The organism is Bacteroidota bacterium (genome assembly GCA_016194975.1).
Lineage (GTDB): Bacteria > Bacteroidota > Bacteroidia > Palsa-965 > Palsa-965.
The window spans coordinates 362794-378796 of record JACQAM010000007.1; the positions used below are offsets into that span (position 1 = coordinate 362794).

Consider the following 16003-nt stretch of genomic DNA (forward strand, 5'->3'; position numbering starts at 1 on the left):
TTCATTCTGGTTTTGCAATTTTCCATTCCCAGTTGGCGGCAGGAATTGAGATCCTGTGTTTACTCTCCAGAAAATATCTCCTGTTGCTCAATTCACTGATCACCTTCTGCTGAAATCCATTCGGGTGATGTTTGGATGTATTTTTTTTTGAGCGGAATTTATTTTCGAAAACCTCCGGATCTTTTTCCGGGAATTTTCTTTTCCATCTCCTCAATGTCATTTTCCAGAAACGATTGTCGAGACGATCGCCTGATTTTCCTGAGAATATTTTTTCCATCATTCGTTTTAGTAAAGTCGACCGTACGCCCGGTGATTCCTCCATTACTTTTTTCTCCGTATTCGGATAAAACAGTTCCGCCCATTTATTTTCCTGGAGGAATTTTTCACACAACATTCCCCCGCGCATAGCTTTCAGAAAAATGATCTCCGTTGCCACAAAAAGATTCCGGTCGGGAATGGACATATCATGGGAATCGACAAAATAATTAACGCAGAAATATTTTTTCGAATTCAACAGGAATACTTTTTTGAACAGGACAAGAAAAGTCCGCGCCACCCACAACCTGCCCGGGCGTGTGATGATGAAATAATCAATGTCACTGTTCCTGTCCATCGTCCCTTTTGAAAGTGATCCGCTGATGAAAACCGCCTCCACGAATGGAAATGAAGAAATGAAAGAAGAAAATCTTTTCGCTTTTTTCTGGAAACGCAACGCACGCGCCATACGCTCGCCCCTGAGATCAACATATTCTTCTTTCCCGCTGAGGAACCAGAAACCGTTTTTTTCTTCGAGTATTCCTTTCGCAGAAAATTCTTCGATCGCAAATGCAACTTCAGAAAGGGAAGGATTATTCCACTGGCAGTAACGATGGATCTCGTCGGTCGTCAGCGGATGACGGAAAATATCGAAATAAATTATGGTATTGATGACGGCCACGGCTGTAGCAGAAAGTGATGTGCTGAGATTTTCTTTGAGAGTGGAATACATTCAACGCAATTTACCTAAATAATCCTGAAGTTGTAATTCATAAATAAAAACGCTTTCTCCCCAATGGTATTCAGTCTTCAGCAATTCTTCTTTCCATCCCGATTCCGAAGCGATATGAAATATTTTATCACGATCACAATCATCAGAAAGCACCATAATAATTTTCCCAGTCCTTGAAATAAAATCCCCCGCGTCGCGAAAAAATCTGCGGAAGAATTCGAGATCTTTTCCGGCATACCAGGCACGATCTTCTGTTGTTGCCGGATCGGCGGAATAAAAAGGAGGATTCACCAGGATCAGATCGAATTTTTCTGCTGGAATTTTTTCAAAAAGATCGGAGCAGAAAAGTCGGACTTCAACATTGTTCAGTAAAAAATTATTTTCCGCACATTTCATTGCTTTTTCCGAAAGATCGAATGCAAACTGTTGCGCGCCCGCATGTGCACACGCGATACTGAGAATTCCGCATCCGCATCCCGCTTCTATTATTTTTTTTCGATTGAGATCCTGTGCCGCAATAAAATTCAACAACGCTTTTGTAGAATAAAAAAATCCCGGGTGAAAAACACCGGGATCAATGAGTACGCTGATCGTTCCGTATTTATATTTTCTTTGCTTACGAAGATAATGGCGAACAATGGGCTTCCAGGTCCGGTTGAGCAACTTCTTTACGATACGATTCAAAACCGGAAAATGAAAAAATTATTTCACTTCTTTCATGGGCATACCACAAACAGGGCAGTTCCCCGGTTTATCGTACGTTGTATCACGCTGGCATTTCATCGGGCACTGGTATTTCACTTGCGTAGTTTTAGCAGCCGGGGCCCCCATGCTGTCGGTGTTCGAAGTCGTTCCTCCTTTATTTCCGCATGATGCGAGGAATGAAGAGGCGATAACGGCGATGACGAGAAATTTTTTCATAGAATTATTTTTTACAAAAATACAACTTAATTAAGGGCATCTCTAAAAACACAGAAATGCAAGGCGGGCAAGCCCGAAAAACCGGAATTTACTATTCGTAAATGAGGATTTTGAGGACGTAGCCCAACGCAGCAGTTCGAAGTTATTAGAGATGCCCTTAAATGAAGGGGGTGAGATTCATAATGAAGATGAATTCAATTTATAAGCTTCGAATGCAATGATCGAAATTCCAAGTACAAGGATCACCCATCCGAAAATATTTTTCAGAATTGCCCCGGAAATATATTTTGACAGCCACAACCCGAAAAGAATTCCTGTCACCGCGACACCGGAAAAAGCGAGCAAAAGATTCCAGTCCGGTTGATTGCATTTAATAATGTCGCCGCCAAAACCAATGGTACAATTGATGAAGATGAGTCCGAGTGAAGTTCCGACTGCTTTTTTCATTGGCAAATTGGCAAGGATAACAAGCGCAGGAATAATAATGAAGCCACCGCCTGCCCCGAGAAAACCCACGATCGTTCCGATGAGCCCGCCGGAAATAAAAATGAGCACATACCTGAATCTGCGTGCTTCTGAGTAATCATCTTTCCGGATCACTTTCGGCGGCCGTATCATAAATACAGAAGCGAGGATCATGAGCGCGGCAAAAAGAAAAAGAATGAAAACATCTTTTGAAAAAATAATTCCGAGAATAGATATGCTTTCCGGAAATGCCGGCATCACTTTCACGCGCATGAAATAAGTGGCGGCTAAAGAAGGTAATCCGAAAAAGAAAAGCGCTTTCCACGAAATGAGTTGTTTCCTGATGTAACCCAACGCGCCTATGAATGCAGAAACACCAACCACAAAAAGAGAATACGTAGTGGCTTTCGAAGAAGAAAGATGAAGCATGTAAACAAGAATGGGCAACGTTAAAATGGATCCGCCTCCGCCGAATAAACCAAGCAGGATTCCCATGATGAACACCGTGATGTAAGCGAGAATTATCATTTTAAATTGCCCGTGAAAGTAAAATATTCTCCCGAATTGTCTCGCCGTATTCATTCACTGCATTTGCATTTTCTGCAACGTGTTAAAATGTGCAAACAGATGGCCTCAAAACATCAAAAGTAAATTTCTTATATTTGTATAAGCGCAACAAATGAAAAAGACATTCATACTTTTCTTTGCATTTGTTTTCCTCGTAGAAACACTGGGAATTACAATGAGTATTGCTTACTGCCCGATGCAGAAGAATTACTCATTTGCTTTGAGCGGTAATGCTTCCTGTTGCTGCAAAAAGAAAGACCATAGCAAATGCTGCACCTCAAAAAAAATAGTTTTCCAGAAGATCAGCAGCAGTTACGTTTCTACCGGAAGCCAGCTTGCGCCGGTATCTTTCGATTTCATTAATTATTCTCCGTCTTCTGCGGCACACTTCTCTTTATTGGTCAGCCGCCAGAATTCAAACCTGAACCGTGATCATTCTCCTCCAGGCCGTTCAGTCGCGCTGAACATCCTTCACGGATCTCTTCTCATTTAAGTTTTCCCCTTTTAGTTTTCTTCGTTTCATCGCGGAACGAAGCCATTCCTTTTATTTAAAAATTCATGATCATGAAAAACAAAATCATTGTGCTGCTTTGCTGCGTTCTTGTATTCAGCATTGCCGGCGCTGCACAAAGTGCAACCAAAACAGATACCATTAAAGTATATGGTAATTGCGAAACATGTAAATCCAAAATTGAAGGATCGCTGAAGAAAAAAGACGGCGTCATTTCAAAAGACTGGAACACGGAAACCAAAATGCTGATCGTGACTTACGATCCTTCGAAGATCACGATCAAACAGATCGGTGAAAAAATTGCTGCCGTAGGTTATGACAATCAATATGCCACTGCACCGGATGCTACTTATAATGGTTTGCCGAAATGCTGCCAGTATGAGCGGCCGAAAAAAAATTAGTATCACGTAATTGAAAATGGTACAGAAACTCATTTCACTTTCTTTCCGTAACCGCTGGCTGGTTTTACTTTTCAGCGGGGGATTACTCGCATGGGGAATTTATTCCATGAAGCAGAATCCTGTTGACGCCATTCCTGATCTCTCGGAAAACCAGGTGATCGTTTTTACGGAATGGATGGGAAGAAGTCCGCAAGTGATCGAAGACCAGATCACGTATCCGCTTGCATCCAACCTTCAGGGAATTCCGAAAGTAAAAAACATCCGTGCGACTTCCATGTTCGGGATGAGTTTTGTTTACATCGTTTTCAATGACGACGTGGATATTTATTGGGCGAGAACACGTGTGATGGAACGATTGAATTATGCGCAGCGACTTTTGCCGGAAGGAGTAACGCCTACGCTCGGCCCCGATGGCACAGGCGTGGGCCATGTGTTTTGGTACACGCTCGATGCGCCCGGGTATGATCTCGGGGAATTGCGCGCGTTGCAGGATTGGTATGTAAAGTATGGTTTGCAAACGGTGAATGGAGTAAGTGAAGTGGCATCGTTCGGCGGATTTCAGAAACAATACCAGGTGAATATCGATCCGAACAAATTGAACTATTACAATATTTCGCTGATGGATGTTCTGAAAAACATCAAGGCGAATAATAATGATGTGGGCGGAAGAAAATTCGAGATGAGTGATATGAGTTATATCGTGAGGGGAATGGGCTACATCAAAAATATTTCTGAAGTAGAAAATATTCCTGTTGGGAAAGACGGCACCACACCGATCCTTGTAAAAGACATCGGCACGGTGCAGATGGGCGGCGATCTGCGGCTCGGAATTTTTGATGAGAACGGCGATGGTGAAGTGATAGGCGGAATTGTGGTGATGCGATACGGCGAAAATGCCGATAAGGTGATCACCGATGTAAAAAAGAAAATGGCGGAAGTGGAAAAAGGTTTGCCTTCGGGAGTGAAATTCAAAATTGCCTATGACCGCAGTGAATTGATAGAAGCTTCCATTTCGTCGGTCAAGAAAACTATAATAGAGGAAATGATCGTTGTTTCGCTCATCGTGCTTTTATTTCTTTTTCACTGGAAAAGCGCGCTCATCATCATCCTACAGATCCCGGTTTCAATTGCTGCAAGTTTTATTTTACTACAGGCATTCGGCATTTCATCAAACATCATGTCCATAACAGGAATAGCGCTTGCGATCGGGGTGGTGGTCGATGACGGAATTGTAATGGTTGAAAATTCATACCGGCATCTTGCCGAATCGGAACAAGATTCCAAAAAATAAAATCAAAACAAATAAAACCAAAAACAAAATGAAAAAAACAATTCTTATTTCCATCTGCGCACTCACACTCGCATTCGGCGCATGCAACAGTTCCTCTTCCGGAAAAACAGGAGGCGATTCTGCAAAGATCAGTGCGTTCGACACTGCTAAACTTACGAAAGGGTCAACTTTCTACCAATGCACAATGGATCCGTCTGTTGTTTCTGATCAGCCCGGCAAATGCCCGAAGTGCGGAATGGATATGACAAAAGTTGAAAAAAAATAATACGGTGAACGAAGAAAATAAACATAAAGAAGAAAAGCGCCTTGCCATTATAGAACGTGCCAGTCACCAGATCGGCAAAGGCGCTTTTTATTCCACCATCATCATAGTGGCTTCCTTCCTTCCTGTTTTCCTGCTCACGGGACAGGAAGGAAAATTATTTTCTCCGCTTGCGTGGACCAAAACTTTCATTCTCATTATCGATGCTTTCATTGCAGTGACACTTGTGCCGGTGCTCGCCTCTTTTTTCCTGAAAGGAAAATTCAAACCCGAATCCAAAAATCCGGTGAATAGTTTTCTGCAGAAATTATATTCTCCCGTTGTTAAATTCTGTTTGCGATGGAGATGGCTCACCATCGGAATAAATTTCACTGCACTTTGCATTTCCATCCCGATGATGCTGAGTCTCGGTTCCGAATTCATGCCGCCGCTCGATGAAGGAAGTATTTTATTCATGCCCGTGACCATGCCCGACGCATCGAATGCGGAAATAAAAAGGATTTTACAGTTGCAGGACCGCATCATCAAAGATGTTCCCGAAGTAAAAAATGTATTGGGAAAAGCAGGCCGCGCTTCTACCGCGACCGATAATTCACCGATCAGCATGATCGAGACGATCATTCTTCTCAAACCGAAAAATGAATGGCGGCCGGGAATAACAAAAGAAGATATCATCAATGAATTGAATGCAAAACTCCAGATACCGGGAACTGTAAATGGATTTACGCAACCGATCATCAACCGCATCAATATGCTTTCGACAGGGATCAGGACTGATGTGGGTGTGAAAATTATGGGCGATAATCTCGATACAATAAATGTCATTGAACAAAAAATAAAAGAAGCATTGACAGGAATTGACGGAGTGAAAGACTTGTACGCAGATCCGATCACCGGGGGAAAATATCTTGACATCAAAATCAACAAAGAAGAGATCGGCCGTTATGGATTGAGTGTTGACGATGTGAATATGGTGATCGAATCACTCATCGGAGGAATGAAACTCACCACGACGATAGAAGGAAGAAAAAGATTCAGTGTGAATGCGCGCCTGCCGCAGGATTACAGGAATTCTATTGAAGACATTAAGCGGACAATTATTCAGACGCAGGACTTCGGCCCTATTCCACTTTCTGCTGTTGCAGATGTTTCTTTTTCTGAAGGCCCGCCCATGATACAGTCTGAAAATTCTTTACTGAGAGGAACGGTGCTCTTCAATGTGCGCGAACGCGATCTTGGAAGTACAGTGGAAGATGCAAGAAAAAAAATTGAACAGGCGATCAAAAAACTTCCGAAAGGATATTTCATTGAATGGAGCGGACAGTGGGAAAATGAGATCCGTGCTACGAATACTCTTAAAATTATTGTTCCGATCGTGATCTTCATCATTTTCCTCGTGCTCTACATGGTTTACAAATCACTGCGCGAAGCATTTTTCAGTTTGATCACCGTGCCGTTCGCACTCATCGGTGGCGTGTACATGATCTATTTCTATCACGTGAATCTTTCTGTTGCCGTAGCTGTAGGATTCATTGCACTTTTCGGAATTGCCGTGCAAACCGGAATTTTTATGGTGATCTATTTGCACGAATCGATGCACGATCTGGTGAAACTACGCGGCAATTCGCGCGAAACGATCAGTGATGCTGACTTACGCGAATATGTTTACCGCGGTGCAGCGCAACGACTCCGCCCGAAGATCATGACCGTATGTGTTGCACTTTTCGGGTTGATCCCTGTCTTATGGTCGCACGGTGTGGGAAGTGATGTGATGATCCCGATCGTGTTGCCGATGATCGGCGGAGTATTCACTTCGTCGATACATGTGTTGCTCACTACTCCTGTTGTTTTTGAAATGACAAAAAGATACGAGTTGAATAAATTCGGAAAAATGGATATGGTAGAATCGTCGATCAAACACTGAGCCATGAAAAAAAATCTGGTCATTTATTTTCTTTCCTGCGTGTGCATGCACGCAAGTGCGCAAACGCTCTCATTGCGCGCGGTACTGGATTCCATTCAAAAAAATAATCCGCTCCTGTTGTCTTATGCAAACAGGATCAACGCCGACAGCGCTATGATCCCTGCAGCATCTGCATGGATGCCGCCGACTGCGGGAATTGAATTTGACAAGAATCCTTATTCGTTCAATAATTTTTACAATGGGGTTGTGCGCATTTCTATCATGCAGAATTTTCCGAACAGGAAAGTGATCGATGCCACCAGTGCTTATTACGGATCGTTTTCCTCCATTGACCTGAATGAATATTGTTATCAGCGCAATAAACTTTTTTCGCAGGCGAAGGAAACGTATTTCAATATTTACATCACGCAAAAAAATATTTCGATCCTCAACCAGAATATTGCAACACTGGAATCGATGATTGATCTCGCAGAAAAACAAATGGCCACCGGTAAAGGAGATCTTTCTTCCATTTATTTATTGCAGGCAAAAAAAGAAGAAGCGCAGGCAAAACTCATTCACGAACAGAACATGATCCTCGCCGACATGGCTAATATCGATTACCTGATGAATGCAGATGTGCGCAAAACATTTTCGATCGACACGAACAACGTAGTCCGCGATTACAGGAATCTTTTATTTGAACCGGAAAAAGATTCATTGGAAACAAGGCGCAGCGATATTATGCAAATGAACAGCATCATCTACTCGATGAAACTGAAACAAAATATGACAGCACTTTCTTCGCGTCCCATTTTCGGATTGAAAGTAGAACACTTCGCTATCATGGGTATGCCGGATATGTTTTCCGTGATGGGAACCATGACCATCAATATTGCTCCGTGGTCGGCAAGAAAATATAAAAGCCAGGTTCGCTCTATGGGATTTCAGATCCTTGACATGCAGCAGCAAAAACAAAACATGGTGAACATGACCTTCAGTATGATCCAAATGCTGACGATAGAAATGAATTCGGAATATCGCGAAGTGGATACTTATTCGAATAAAGTAATTCCTGCTTACCAGAAAAGTCTGGATGCCAATTTACTTGCATACGGACAAAATTCAACGAGCATGACCATGGTGCTCATGTCGTATGACGATCTTCAAATGGCGCAAATGGAATACCTGAAACATCTCGGAACATTATTGAATGTACAAGCTTCCTATGAAAGAGAAATGCAGATACAATAACAGAGAACGATCAATGTTGCGATCGCTTTCCTGCTTTTGCGGGTTGCTGCTTGTTTTTTTCTTTTCATGCAATACTGCTGAAGAAAAAAAACAAACCGGTGATTCTACAAACATTTTGAAAAGACGTGTCGTCGATTTTTCTTCTGTACTCAAACCTGTCTCTTCCTCTGTGCTCTCCAATGTCAAAGTCATTTCCCCCATGCAGGAAACTCTTCCGCTGATCGTTGATGCCACCGGTTACATTGATTACGACAATTATTCTAAATGGGATATTTCATCGCGCTACTCGGGGCGAATTGAAAAACTTTACATCCGTTACAATTACCAGCACGTGAATAAAGGAGAAATGCTTTTTGAAATTTACAGCCCGGACCTGGTGACGGCGCAGGAAAATTTTGTTTATGCGCTGCAGAATTCGGCGGGCGATACAGCGTTGATCAATTCGGCGCGTGAAAAATTAATTCTTCTCCAGTTTACCAGCGACCAGATTCGTGAGATCGAATCTTCACGGGTGGTAAAGAATTCATTACCCGTTTACAGCAAATTTGATGGATACGTTCGTGAAATACCAATGGAAACAAACTCAATGGCCAGTTACCAGCAGAGTCCGTTGCTCTCTGTGCGTGAAGGAATGTATGCTGACCGCGGGCAAATTCTTTTCAATGTTGTGAATCAACAGAAATTCGTTGCAATGCTGAAAATCAAATCAGATGACCTCGGGAAAATAAAACTGAAACAGGAAGTGACTTTTTACATTGATAATGATTCCAGCATGCAGATGAACGGAACAGTTGACTTTATTGATCCCGTTTTTAATTCGGACTCAAAGACGCTGAACATTCGCGTGAATGTGAATAACAATAAGAATATGCACAAGATCGGAAGCCTGGTAAATGCAAAAATAAATTCCGGAAATGCTGACGGGCTTTGGTTGCCGAAGAGTGCAGTGATCGATCTCGGATCAGAAAAAATTGTGTGGATACTGAAAGACGGATCTTTCAGATCGGCAAAAGTTGAAACGGGACAATACTCCGGCGGAATGGTAGAAATAAGAAGCGGGCTCACTGGAGCAGACCAGGTAGCAGCCGAAGCACATTTTCTTTCCGACAGTGAAGATTTCATAAAAACTCCAGGCGATGAAAAATAAAATATTTTTTCCGGCGCTTATTCTTCTCCTTTTTTCCTGCCGTGGAAAACCGAAGGAAAAGATCGGGGCGAATGAATATTATGTGTGCTCGATGGATCCGCAGGTAATGGAAAAACAACCGGGGCCCTGCCCGCTCTGTAAAATGCCCTTGTCAAAAGTTACGATCGACACCACGGAAAATGTTGTTCGCCTGAGCAAGGAACAGATCCGGCTCGGAAATATTCAAACCAATATTGTGAAGTACGACAGCATTGGCGAAGAAAAAACACTCACCGGAGTTTTTGCCATCAACCAGAATTCACAGCAACAGGTTTCTTCGCGATTCAACGGCCGGATCGAAAAACTGTACCGGAAAATTCCGGGTCAATCAATCAGTGAGGGAGATCTTATTTATGATGTTTACAGCAGGGATCTTATGCAGGCAGAGCAGGAATATATTTTTGCACTCGATCGCATCAATTCACTTTCGGGATCAACGAATAACAAAGAACTTTCTGAATCGGCGAAGAATAAATTAGTGTTGTGGGGTTTGACAGAAAAACAAATTGACTCTCTCGTAATTTCTAAAAATGCAACGATCGTCAATCACATTTACAGTAAAGTTTCGGGAACGATCACAGAAATTCCGTTCAGGGAAGGCGATTATATTGATGAAGGAAGTACCATCTTTAAATTGGCCGATCTCTCTTCCTTGTGGGTGGAAGCGCAAATTTATTCCGGCGAACTCGGAACATTTGAATTCGGAGATCAAGCAGAGATCACGCCGGAAGCATTTCCAGACGAAACGATCGAAGGTGAAATTGATTTTGCAAATCCTTCACTGCAACCGGAAACAAAAATAAACCTGCTCCGCATCAGGGTGTCGAATGCAAAGAAAGAATTCATTCCGGGAATGATGGCATTCGTGGTTCTTCGTTCAAAAACAAAAAAGGCCATAACACTTCCAACAGATGCAGTAATACAGAACGGAAAATTTTCGCACATCTGGATCAGGATCAAAGACGGCACATACCAGGCGAGAAAAGTTGAAACGGGAATTCAGACCAAAACAAAAATTGAAATAATTTCCGGTTTGAGCGAAGGAGAAGAAGTGGTGACTTCGGGCGCTTACCTTGTCTATAGCGATTATGTTTTCGCGCGTGGAAAATATCCGTTTGCCGGAAGTGCCGGCAATGCGATGGGCAATATGAAAATGGATCATCATTGATGCCCATGAATGCCCTGTTAAAATAGATCAAGCGAAAGTTAAATCAGATCAAGTCGTTTGAAAATTCATTGGAGAATTTGAAATAAACGTGCAGGTTTAAGAAGAAAAAAGCCGGAATTCACCCTAAAATGGTTTAACTTTAGTACTCAATTAAAAACAAAAAAGCCCAACGCTCAATCCTAACCACATGAAAAAAACCTTACTCCTTCTCAGCACCGCATTTCTCGGAGCGTTTTCAATGAACGCACAGACGGCTGTAAATTTCAACTGCAATGATTGTGCAGGAAATAATCATGATCTTTTTACCGAGCTCGCTGCCGGAAAAATTATTGTGATCACCTGGGTAATGCCTTGCGGTGCGTGCATCAGTGTGGCTTCAACAGCTTCAAATACTGTTGCGGGTTACGCATCTTCAAATCCTGGTGTAGTTAAATTTTACCTGACCGATGATTATGCAAATACTTCCTGTGCCACACTCACAAGTTGGGCAAGTACGAACAGCATTACCACCGATGCCACTTTTTCCAATGCCTCTATTAGTATGACGGATTATGGAACAGCTGGAATGCAGAAGACTGTTATTCTCGCAGGAGCAAACGGAACAGTTTATTATAATGTGAACGGAACGGTGAATGCTTCTGCTATGCAGACGGCGATCAACAATGCACTCGCTACCGGGATCAACACAAACAATTCTTCTTTCGCGCAGCTCAATGTTTATCCAAATCCATCTGTTGGAAACAGTACAACAGTAAGTTTCGATCTTGCAAAAACTTCTGATGTGACTTTAGATATTTTCAATGTGGTGGGTGAAAAAGTAGAAACGGTTTCACTTGCAAAAGAAACAGCAGGAAAACATGAGGTTGCTGTTGATCTCACAACATTCAACAACGGAGTTTACTTCGTTCGTTTGAATGATGGAAAAAATTCAGCAACTACGAGGATGGTTATTGCCAACTAATTTTTCAAAAATTTCGAGCCTGCATTTTTTATAAAAATTAATGCAGGTTTTTTTCTGTCGAACATTTTAAAATCTTCCGATCATGCGTTCAGTTCTCTTCCTTCTTTTGATGTTGGTGTTGCCGGGTAAAATATTTTCGCAGGGATGTTGCTCAGGTGGAAGCGGAAGTCCGATTGCGGGTGGAGCTTCACAAGGAGTTTTGCTAGACCGGCAAATGGAAATTGCCACAAATTACCAATACATCAGCACCAATACCTTCAAAGCCGGAGACAGGGATACTTTGCCGCTGTTTGATAATTTCAGAAGCGACTACTTGTATTTAAAAGCCGCTTATGGTATCAGCAAAAATTTTACGATGTCCGTTGAATCCGGATATTACCTGAACAAAACACAAAGTGGTTTAAAAGACATTGATACGATCAAGTGGCATTCGTCAGGCATCGGCGACCTGATATTTTTTCCGCGGTATGACCTTTTCAATCATACGGAAGAAAAAAAGCGAACAGAAATTACGGTGGGGTTGGGATATAAAATTCCATTAGGGAGATTTAATGATTCTACACTGGTTTACATCAATCCGTACAACGGGCATAATACGTACACCACTTCTCCCCCATCGATTCAGGCTACGAGCGGTTCAAACGATTTTATTTTTTATGGATTCTTTTTCCGTGGATTTCCACTGAAGAATTTCAGGTTGTTTGCAAATGTCCTTTACATCAAAAAAGGATGGAATCCGCTTGGGGAAAAAATGGGCGATTATTCCAGTGTAGGACTTTTCTTCGGTACCACCTTATTTAAAAAACTTGGAGTTACGCTACAGGTAAAAGGTGAGCATGTGAGTAAAATGCAGGCTGCAAAAAATGTGGATCTTGTTGCCATGTACAATGTTGATATCAATTCGACCGGCAGCAGGAAAATTCTTTTCGTTCCTCAGGTGAGTTATTCCTACAAGAGTTTTACAATTTTCGGGCTGAGTGAAATTCCTTTGTATCAATATGTGAATCGTGTGCAGGTCGGTTCACATTTCCAGCTAACAGTTGGTTTGTCCTACCGTTTTTTCACTTACAAAAGTGGCGTAGTAAAACCGGAAAACAGTTCAGCTGCTGTTTATTATTGCCCCATGCATCCGGAAGTTACTTCTACTGTTCCTGCAAAATGTCCGAAATGCGGAATGGATCTTGAGAAAAAATCCCAATGAAAATTACAAAAGGGCATCTCTAAAAACACAGAAATGCAAGGCGGGCAAGTCCGAAAAACCGGAGTTTACTTTTCGTAAATGAGGATTTTGAGGACGTAGCCCAACGCAGCAGTTCGAAGTTATTAGAGATGCCCAAAAAACAAATTCCAAAACTTTCATGAGTTCGTTTGGAGTTTGGGATTTAGCGTTTGTATAATTTTTATTTTTTCTCTACAGCCCTGCTTCTTTCCACGCTAATGCAGCAGCGCCAAGCACAGCCGCATTATCCGGCAATCCCGACATTTCTATTTTCACTTTTCCTTTGTAGTTGCGCAGAATATATTCGTCAAAATATTTTCTTGTTGGTTCGAGAATATGTTTTCCTGCTTTGGCAAGTCCGCCATAAAGAAAAATATGCGACGGACTTGTTACCGTTACCATATTCGCGAGTGCAAATGCCAGTTTTTCTGCGGTGAAATCCATCAGTCGAAGGGCAAGATGATCTCCGTGTTCGGCCGCGGATGCAATGTGTTTACTTTCGAGTTGATCGAGCGGAATACTTTTCAATTCACTTTTTTCTTTATCGGATCCGATCATTTCTCTCGCCGTATTTACAATTCCGGTTGCAGATACATAAGTTTCGAGACAACCTTTTCTTCCACAACCGCAGAGCCGCCCGTTTTTTTCCACGATCACGTGTCCTAATTCTCCTGCAAAACCATCGTGCCCGTAAAGCACATCGCCATCCACAACAAATCCGCTTCCGAGCCCGGTTCCGAGTGTGATCACTACAAAATCTTTCAGCCATTTTGCATCGCCGAAAAGTTGCTCGCCCAGCGAAGCAGCATTCGCATCGTTGGTAAGTTTACAGCGACGAAAAGTTTCTTTCTCCATCATTGCGGTCAATGGAATAATTCCGGGCCACGGCATGTTGGGCGCAAATTCAATACTTCCTGTAAAATAATTCGCGCTCGGTGCGCCGATCCCTGTACAAACGAGTTCAGTTCCCGTACTTCTCAACCCGTTTTTCATGTGTGTAACGGCTGCCTCCACCCATAATTCCGGAGTTGCATAAGAACGCGTATCCATCTTCGCGCTGAAATGAATTTTTCCTTCGCGATCCACCAGAGCGATCTCTGTATTCGTTCCGCCGATGTCTATTCCTGCTACTACTTGTTGTTTCATGTTATGAGAGATGAAAACTGAGAGTTTAGAACTGAGAGATGAGAATTATTTTTTCAACTCGATAGTCTAAGTTCCCAGCTCTAAGTTCTATTTCACAAAATAATCAGAATCGAGTAAAGTATTTTTATCATGCTGGTAAAGTGCATAGTTGAATCCTTTCTGTAATCCGTAAGCGCCGTGTTCCCCTTTTTTATTTATGGTGAGAATTCCAACCTGGAAATCTTTATAGTTAGTATTTTTTTTCACGATGCGGTTAATTGCCTCTTCGCAGGCTTCCTGTGGAGTAGCGCCGTGACGCATCATTTCCACAGCAGTGTGTGATGCAAGTGTGCGCAAAACAGTTTCACCGAGGCCCGTGCATGTTGAAGCGCCGACTTCATTATCGAGAAATAATCCTGCGCCAATGACGGGAGAATCGCCGATGCGCCCGTGCATTTTCCACGCGAGCCCGCTCGTTGTGCACACGCCTGCAAATTTTCCATTCTTATCGAGCACGAGCAATCCAATCGTATCGTGATTCTCAATATTGATCACCGGTTTGTAATTTTTTTCTTTGCACCAATCGTCCCACGCTTTTTTCTGAACGCCATTCAATTTGTTCGGAAGAATTTCAATTCCTTCTGATTTTGCAAAAAGTTCTGCGCCACTTCCAACAATCATTACATGGGGAGTTTTCTCCATCACTTTTCTTGCAAGTGAAATCGGATGCGCAACGCCCTGTACAAATGAAACTGATCCTGCCATTCCATCATCGCTCATGATACTTGCATCGAGCGTAACAATTCCTTCCCGATCGGGATATCCGCCGAGGCCAACGGAAGTATTGGTGGGATCTGCTTCGACAACCATCACACCGCTTTCAGCTGCATCGGTAGCAGAACCGCCGTCATTTAATTTTTTCCACGCTGCATCATTCGCAGGCATTCCGTGTTTCCAGGTGGAGATCACAATAGGAAATCCTTCCGTTGAATTTGGATTTTTCTTTTTGCCTAATTTTTGTTTTTTATCACTCATAGCAAATGAAGACACGCCTGTTGCAGCGAGTGCCGTGGTGAGAATTCCTGTTCTTAAAAATGACTTTCTGTTCATGGAGACGGGGTGATAATTTGACTAAAGGTACTAAGAGGGGACGGAATGCGGACGGTGCGGACGTGCGGAATACAAATCAACCAGGTTTCTTCCCAACCAAGTTAGTATTTATTACCCGCTTGATCAATGCTCTGTCATTCGAGAATCGGATCATGAGTCCTAAGAGTTTATTCATTGACAACAGGTATTGATTCAATTGAGCATAATCACCAGAACTAAAATATATTCCACGCTTTAGTTCAAGAATGATTTTGTCTTCGATCAGGAAATCAACTCGCCCGTTGCCGATCTTTTCTCCATCATAAATTACGTTACAAGTAACTTGTTCTTGCACAATCAAACCTTTTTTCTTCAATGCATTTGATAATGCTTTCTGATAAATTTTCTCCAAATGTCCAGGACCGATTGATTTGTAAACATCATAAACGCATCCGTTAATGACATAAGTCAAATCAGCATAAAGCAATTTTTCATTTAATATTTTTTCCATAAGTAATGATTTTGTGGCAAAAGTATTTTCGACAAAACAAAATGTCAAGTCATGTTGATAAGTACTTCCGCATGTCCGCACCGTCCGCATTCCGTTCCCAGATTTCCGCATGTCCGCACCGTCCGCATTCCGTTCCCAGATTTCCGCATGTCCGCACCGTCCGCATTCCGTTCCCAGATTT

17 protein-coding genes are annotated in these 16003 nt (G+C 42.4%); 10 read left to right on the plus strand and 7 right to left on the minus strand.

Features of this window, described 5'->3' with window-relative positions:
• Position 1: 1 nt before the first annotated feature.
• From HY064_06110 to HY064_06125, 4 genes are all read right to left on the minus strand, one after another.
• Entirely contained in the window at positions 2 to 988 is a 987-nt protein-coding gene (locus tag HY064_06110) for a nucleotidyltransferase domain-containing protein (protein MBI3510218.1), read from the minus strand.
• Complete coding sequence (locus HY064_06115; GenBank protein MBI3510219.1) at positions 989 to 1672, minus strand: methyltransferase; 684 nt, start codon at positions 1670 to 1672, stop codon at positions 989 to 991. It abuts the gene before it with no gap.
• 18 nt (positions 1673 to 1690) lie between these two features.
• A complete protein-coding gene (locus tag HY064_06120; GenBank protein MBI3510220.1) occupies positions 1691 to 1909 on the minus strand; it encodes a hypothetical protein in 219 nt (72 codons plus the stop codon).
• Positions 1910 to 2086: 177 nt separating this feature from the next.
• Positions 2087 to 2902: a sulfite exporter TauE/SafE family protein gene (locus HY064_06125; GenBank protein MBI3510221.1), complete on the minus strand. Its 816-nt coding sequence runs from the start codon at positions 2900 to 2902 to the stop codon at positions 2087 to 2089.
• A gap of 151 nt (positions 2903 to 3053) precedes the next feature.
• Between HY064_06125 and HY064_06130 the strand changes: the two genes are divergently transcribed.
• The 10 genes from HY064_06130 to HY064_06175 all read left to right on the plus strand — a co-directional run bounded on the left by HY064_06130 (position 3054) and on the right by HY064_06175 (position 13079).
• The gene (locus HY064_06130; GenBank protein ID MBI3510222.1) at positions 3054 to 3434 is read left to right on the plus strand and encodes a hypothetical protein; all 381 of its coding nucleotides are present in this window, start codon (positions 3054 to 3056) and stop codon (positions 3432 to 3434) included.
• A gap of 71 nt (positions 3435 to 3505) precedes the next feature.
• Complete coding sequence (locus tag HY064_06135) at positions 3506 to 3853, plus strand: heavy-metal-associated domain-containing protein (protein ID MBI3510223.1); 348 nt, start codon at positions 3506 to 3508, stop codon at positions 3851 to 3853.
• A 16-nt stretch (positions 3854 to 3869) separates the two neighbouring features.
• Complete coding sequence (locus HY064_06140) at positions 3870 to 5144, plus strand: efflux RND transporter permease subunit (protein ID MBI3510224.1); 1275 nt, start codon at positions 3870 to 3872, stop codon at positions 5142 to 5144.
• A gap of 28 nt (positions 5145 to 5172) precedes the next feature.
• Complete coding sequence (locus tag HY064_06145; protein MBI3510225.1) at positions 5173 to 5409, plus strand: hypothetical protein; 237 nt, start codon at positions 5173 to 5175, stop codon at positions 5407 to 5409.
• Positions 5396 to 7330, plus strand: coding sequence for an efflux RND transporter permease subunit (locus HY064_06150; protein MBI3510226.1), 1935 nt, complete (start codon positions 5396 to 5398; stop codon positions 7328 to 7330). Before HY064_06145 ends, HY064_06150 begins: the two co-directional genes overlap by 14 nt.
• A 3-nt stretch (positions 7331 to 7333) precedes the next feature.
• Complete coding sequence (locus HY064_06155) at positions 7334 to 8563, plus strand: TolC family protein (protein ID MBI3510227.1); 1230 nt, start codon at positions 7334 to 7336, stop codon at positions 8561 to 8563.
• 13 nt (positions 8564 to 8576) lie between these two features.
• Positions 8577 to 9710 carry an efflux RND transporter periplasmic adaptor subunit gene (locus HY064_06160; protein ID MBI3510228.1) on the plus strand — a complete coding sequence of 378 codons (1134 nt, stop codon included), beginning with the start codon at positions 8577 to 8579 and terminating at the stop codon, positions 9708 to 9710.
• On the plus strand, positions 9700 to 10917 hold the full coding sequence (locus tag HY064_06165; protein ID MBI3510229.1) for an efflux RND transporter periplasmic adaptor subunit: 1218 nt from the start codon (positions 9700 to 9702) through the stop codon (positions 10915 to 10917). The genes HY064_06160 and HY064_06165 overlap by 11 nt, the downstream gene beginning before the upstream one ends.
• A 187-nt stretch (positions 10918 to 11104) precedes the next feature.
• Positions 11105 to 11878 (plus strand): T9SS type A sorting domain-containing protein, encoded by a 774-nt coding sequence (locus HY064_06170; GenBank protein ID MBI3510230.1) that lies wholly within the window; start codon positions 11105 to 11107, stop codon positions 11876 to 11878.
• 82 nt (positions 11879 to 11960) lie between these two features.
• Positions 11961 to 13079, plus strand: a complete 1119-nt coding sequence (locus HY064_06175) for a hypothetical protein (GenBank protein ID MBI3510231.1) — start codon at positions 11961 to 11963, stop codon at positions 13077 to 13079.
• A gap of 210 nt (positions 13080 to 13289) precedes the next feature.
• Here HY064_06175 and HY064_06180 read toward each other — a convergent pair whose 3' ends face one another.
• From HY064_06180 to HY064_06190, 3 genes are all read right to left on the minus strand, one after another.
• On the minus strand, positions 13290 to 14255 hold the full coding sequence (locus tag HY064_06180) for an ROK family protein (protein MBI3510232.1): 966 nt from the start codon (positions 14253 to 14255) through the stop codon (positions 13290 to 13292).
• 75 nt (positions 14256 to 14330) lie between these two features.
• Entirely contained in the window at positions 14331 to 15332 is a 1002-nt protein-coding gene (locus HY064_06185) for a N(4)-(beta-N-acetylglucosaminyl)-L-asparaginase (protein MBI3510233.1), read from the minus strand.
• 76 nt (positions 15333 to 15408) lie between these two features.
• Positions 15409 to 15822, minus strand: a complete 414-nt coding sequence (locus HY064_06190) for a GxxExxY protein (GenBank protein MBI3510234.1) — start codon at positions 15820 to 15822, stop codon at positions 15409 to 15411.
• Between the last annotated feature and the right edge of the window lie 181 nt (positions 15823 to 16003).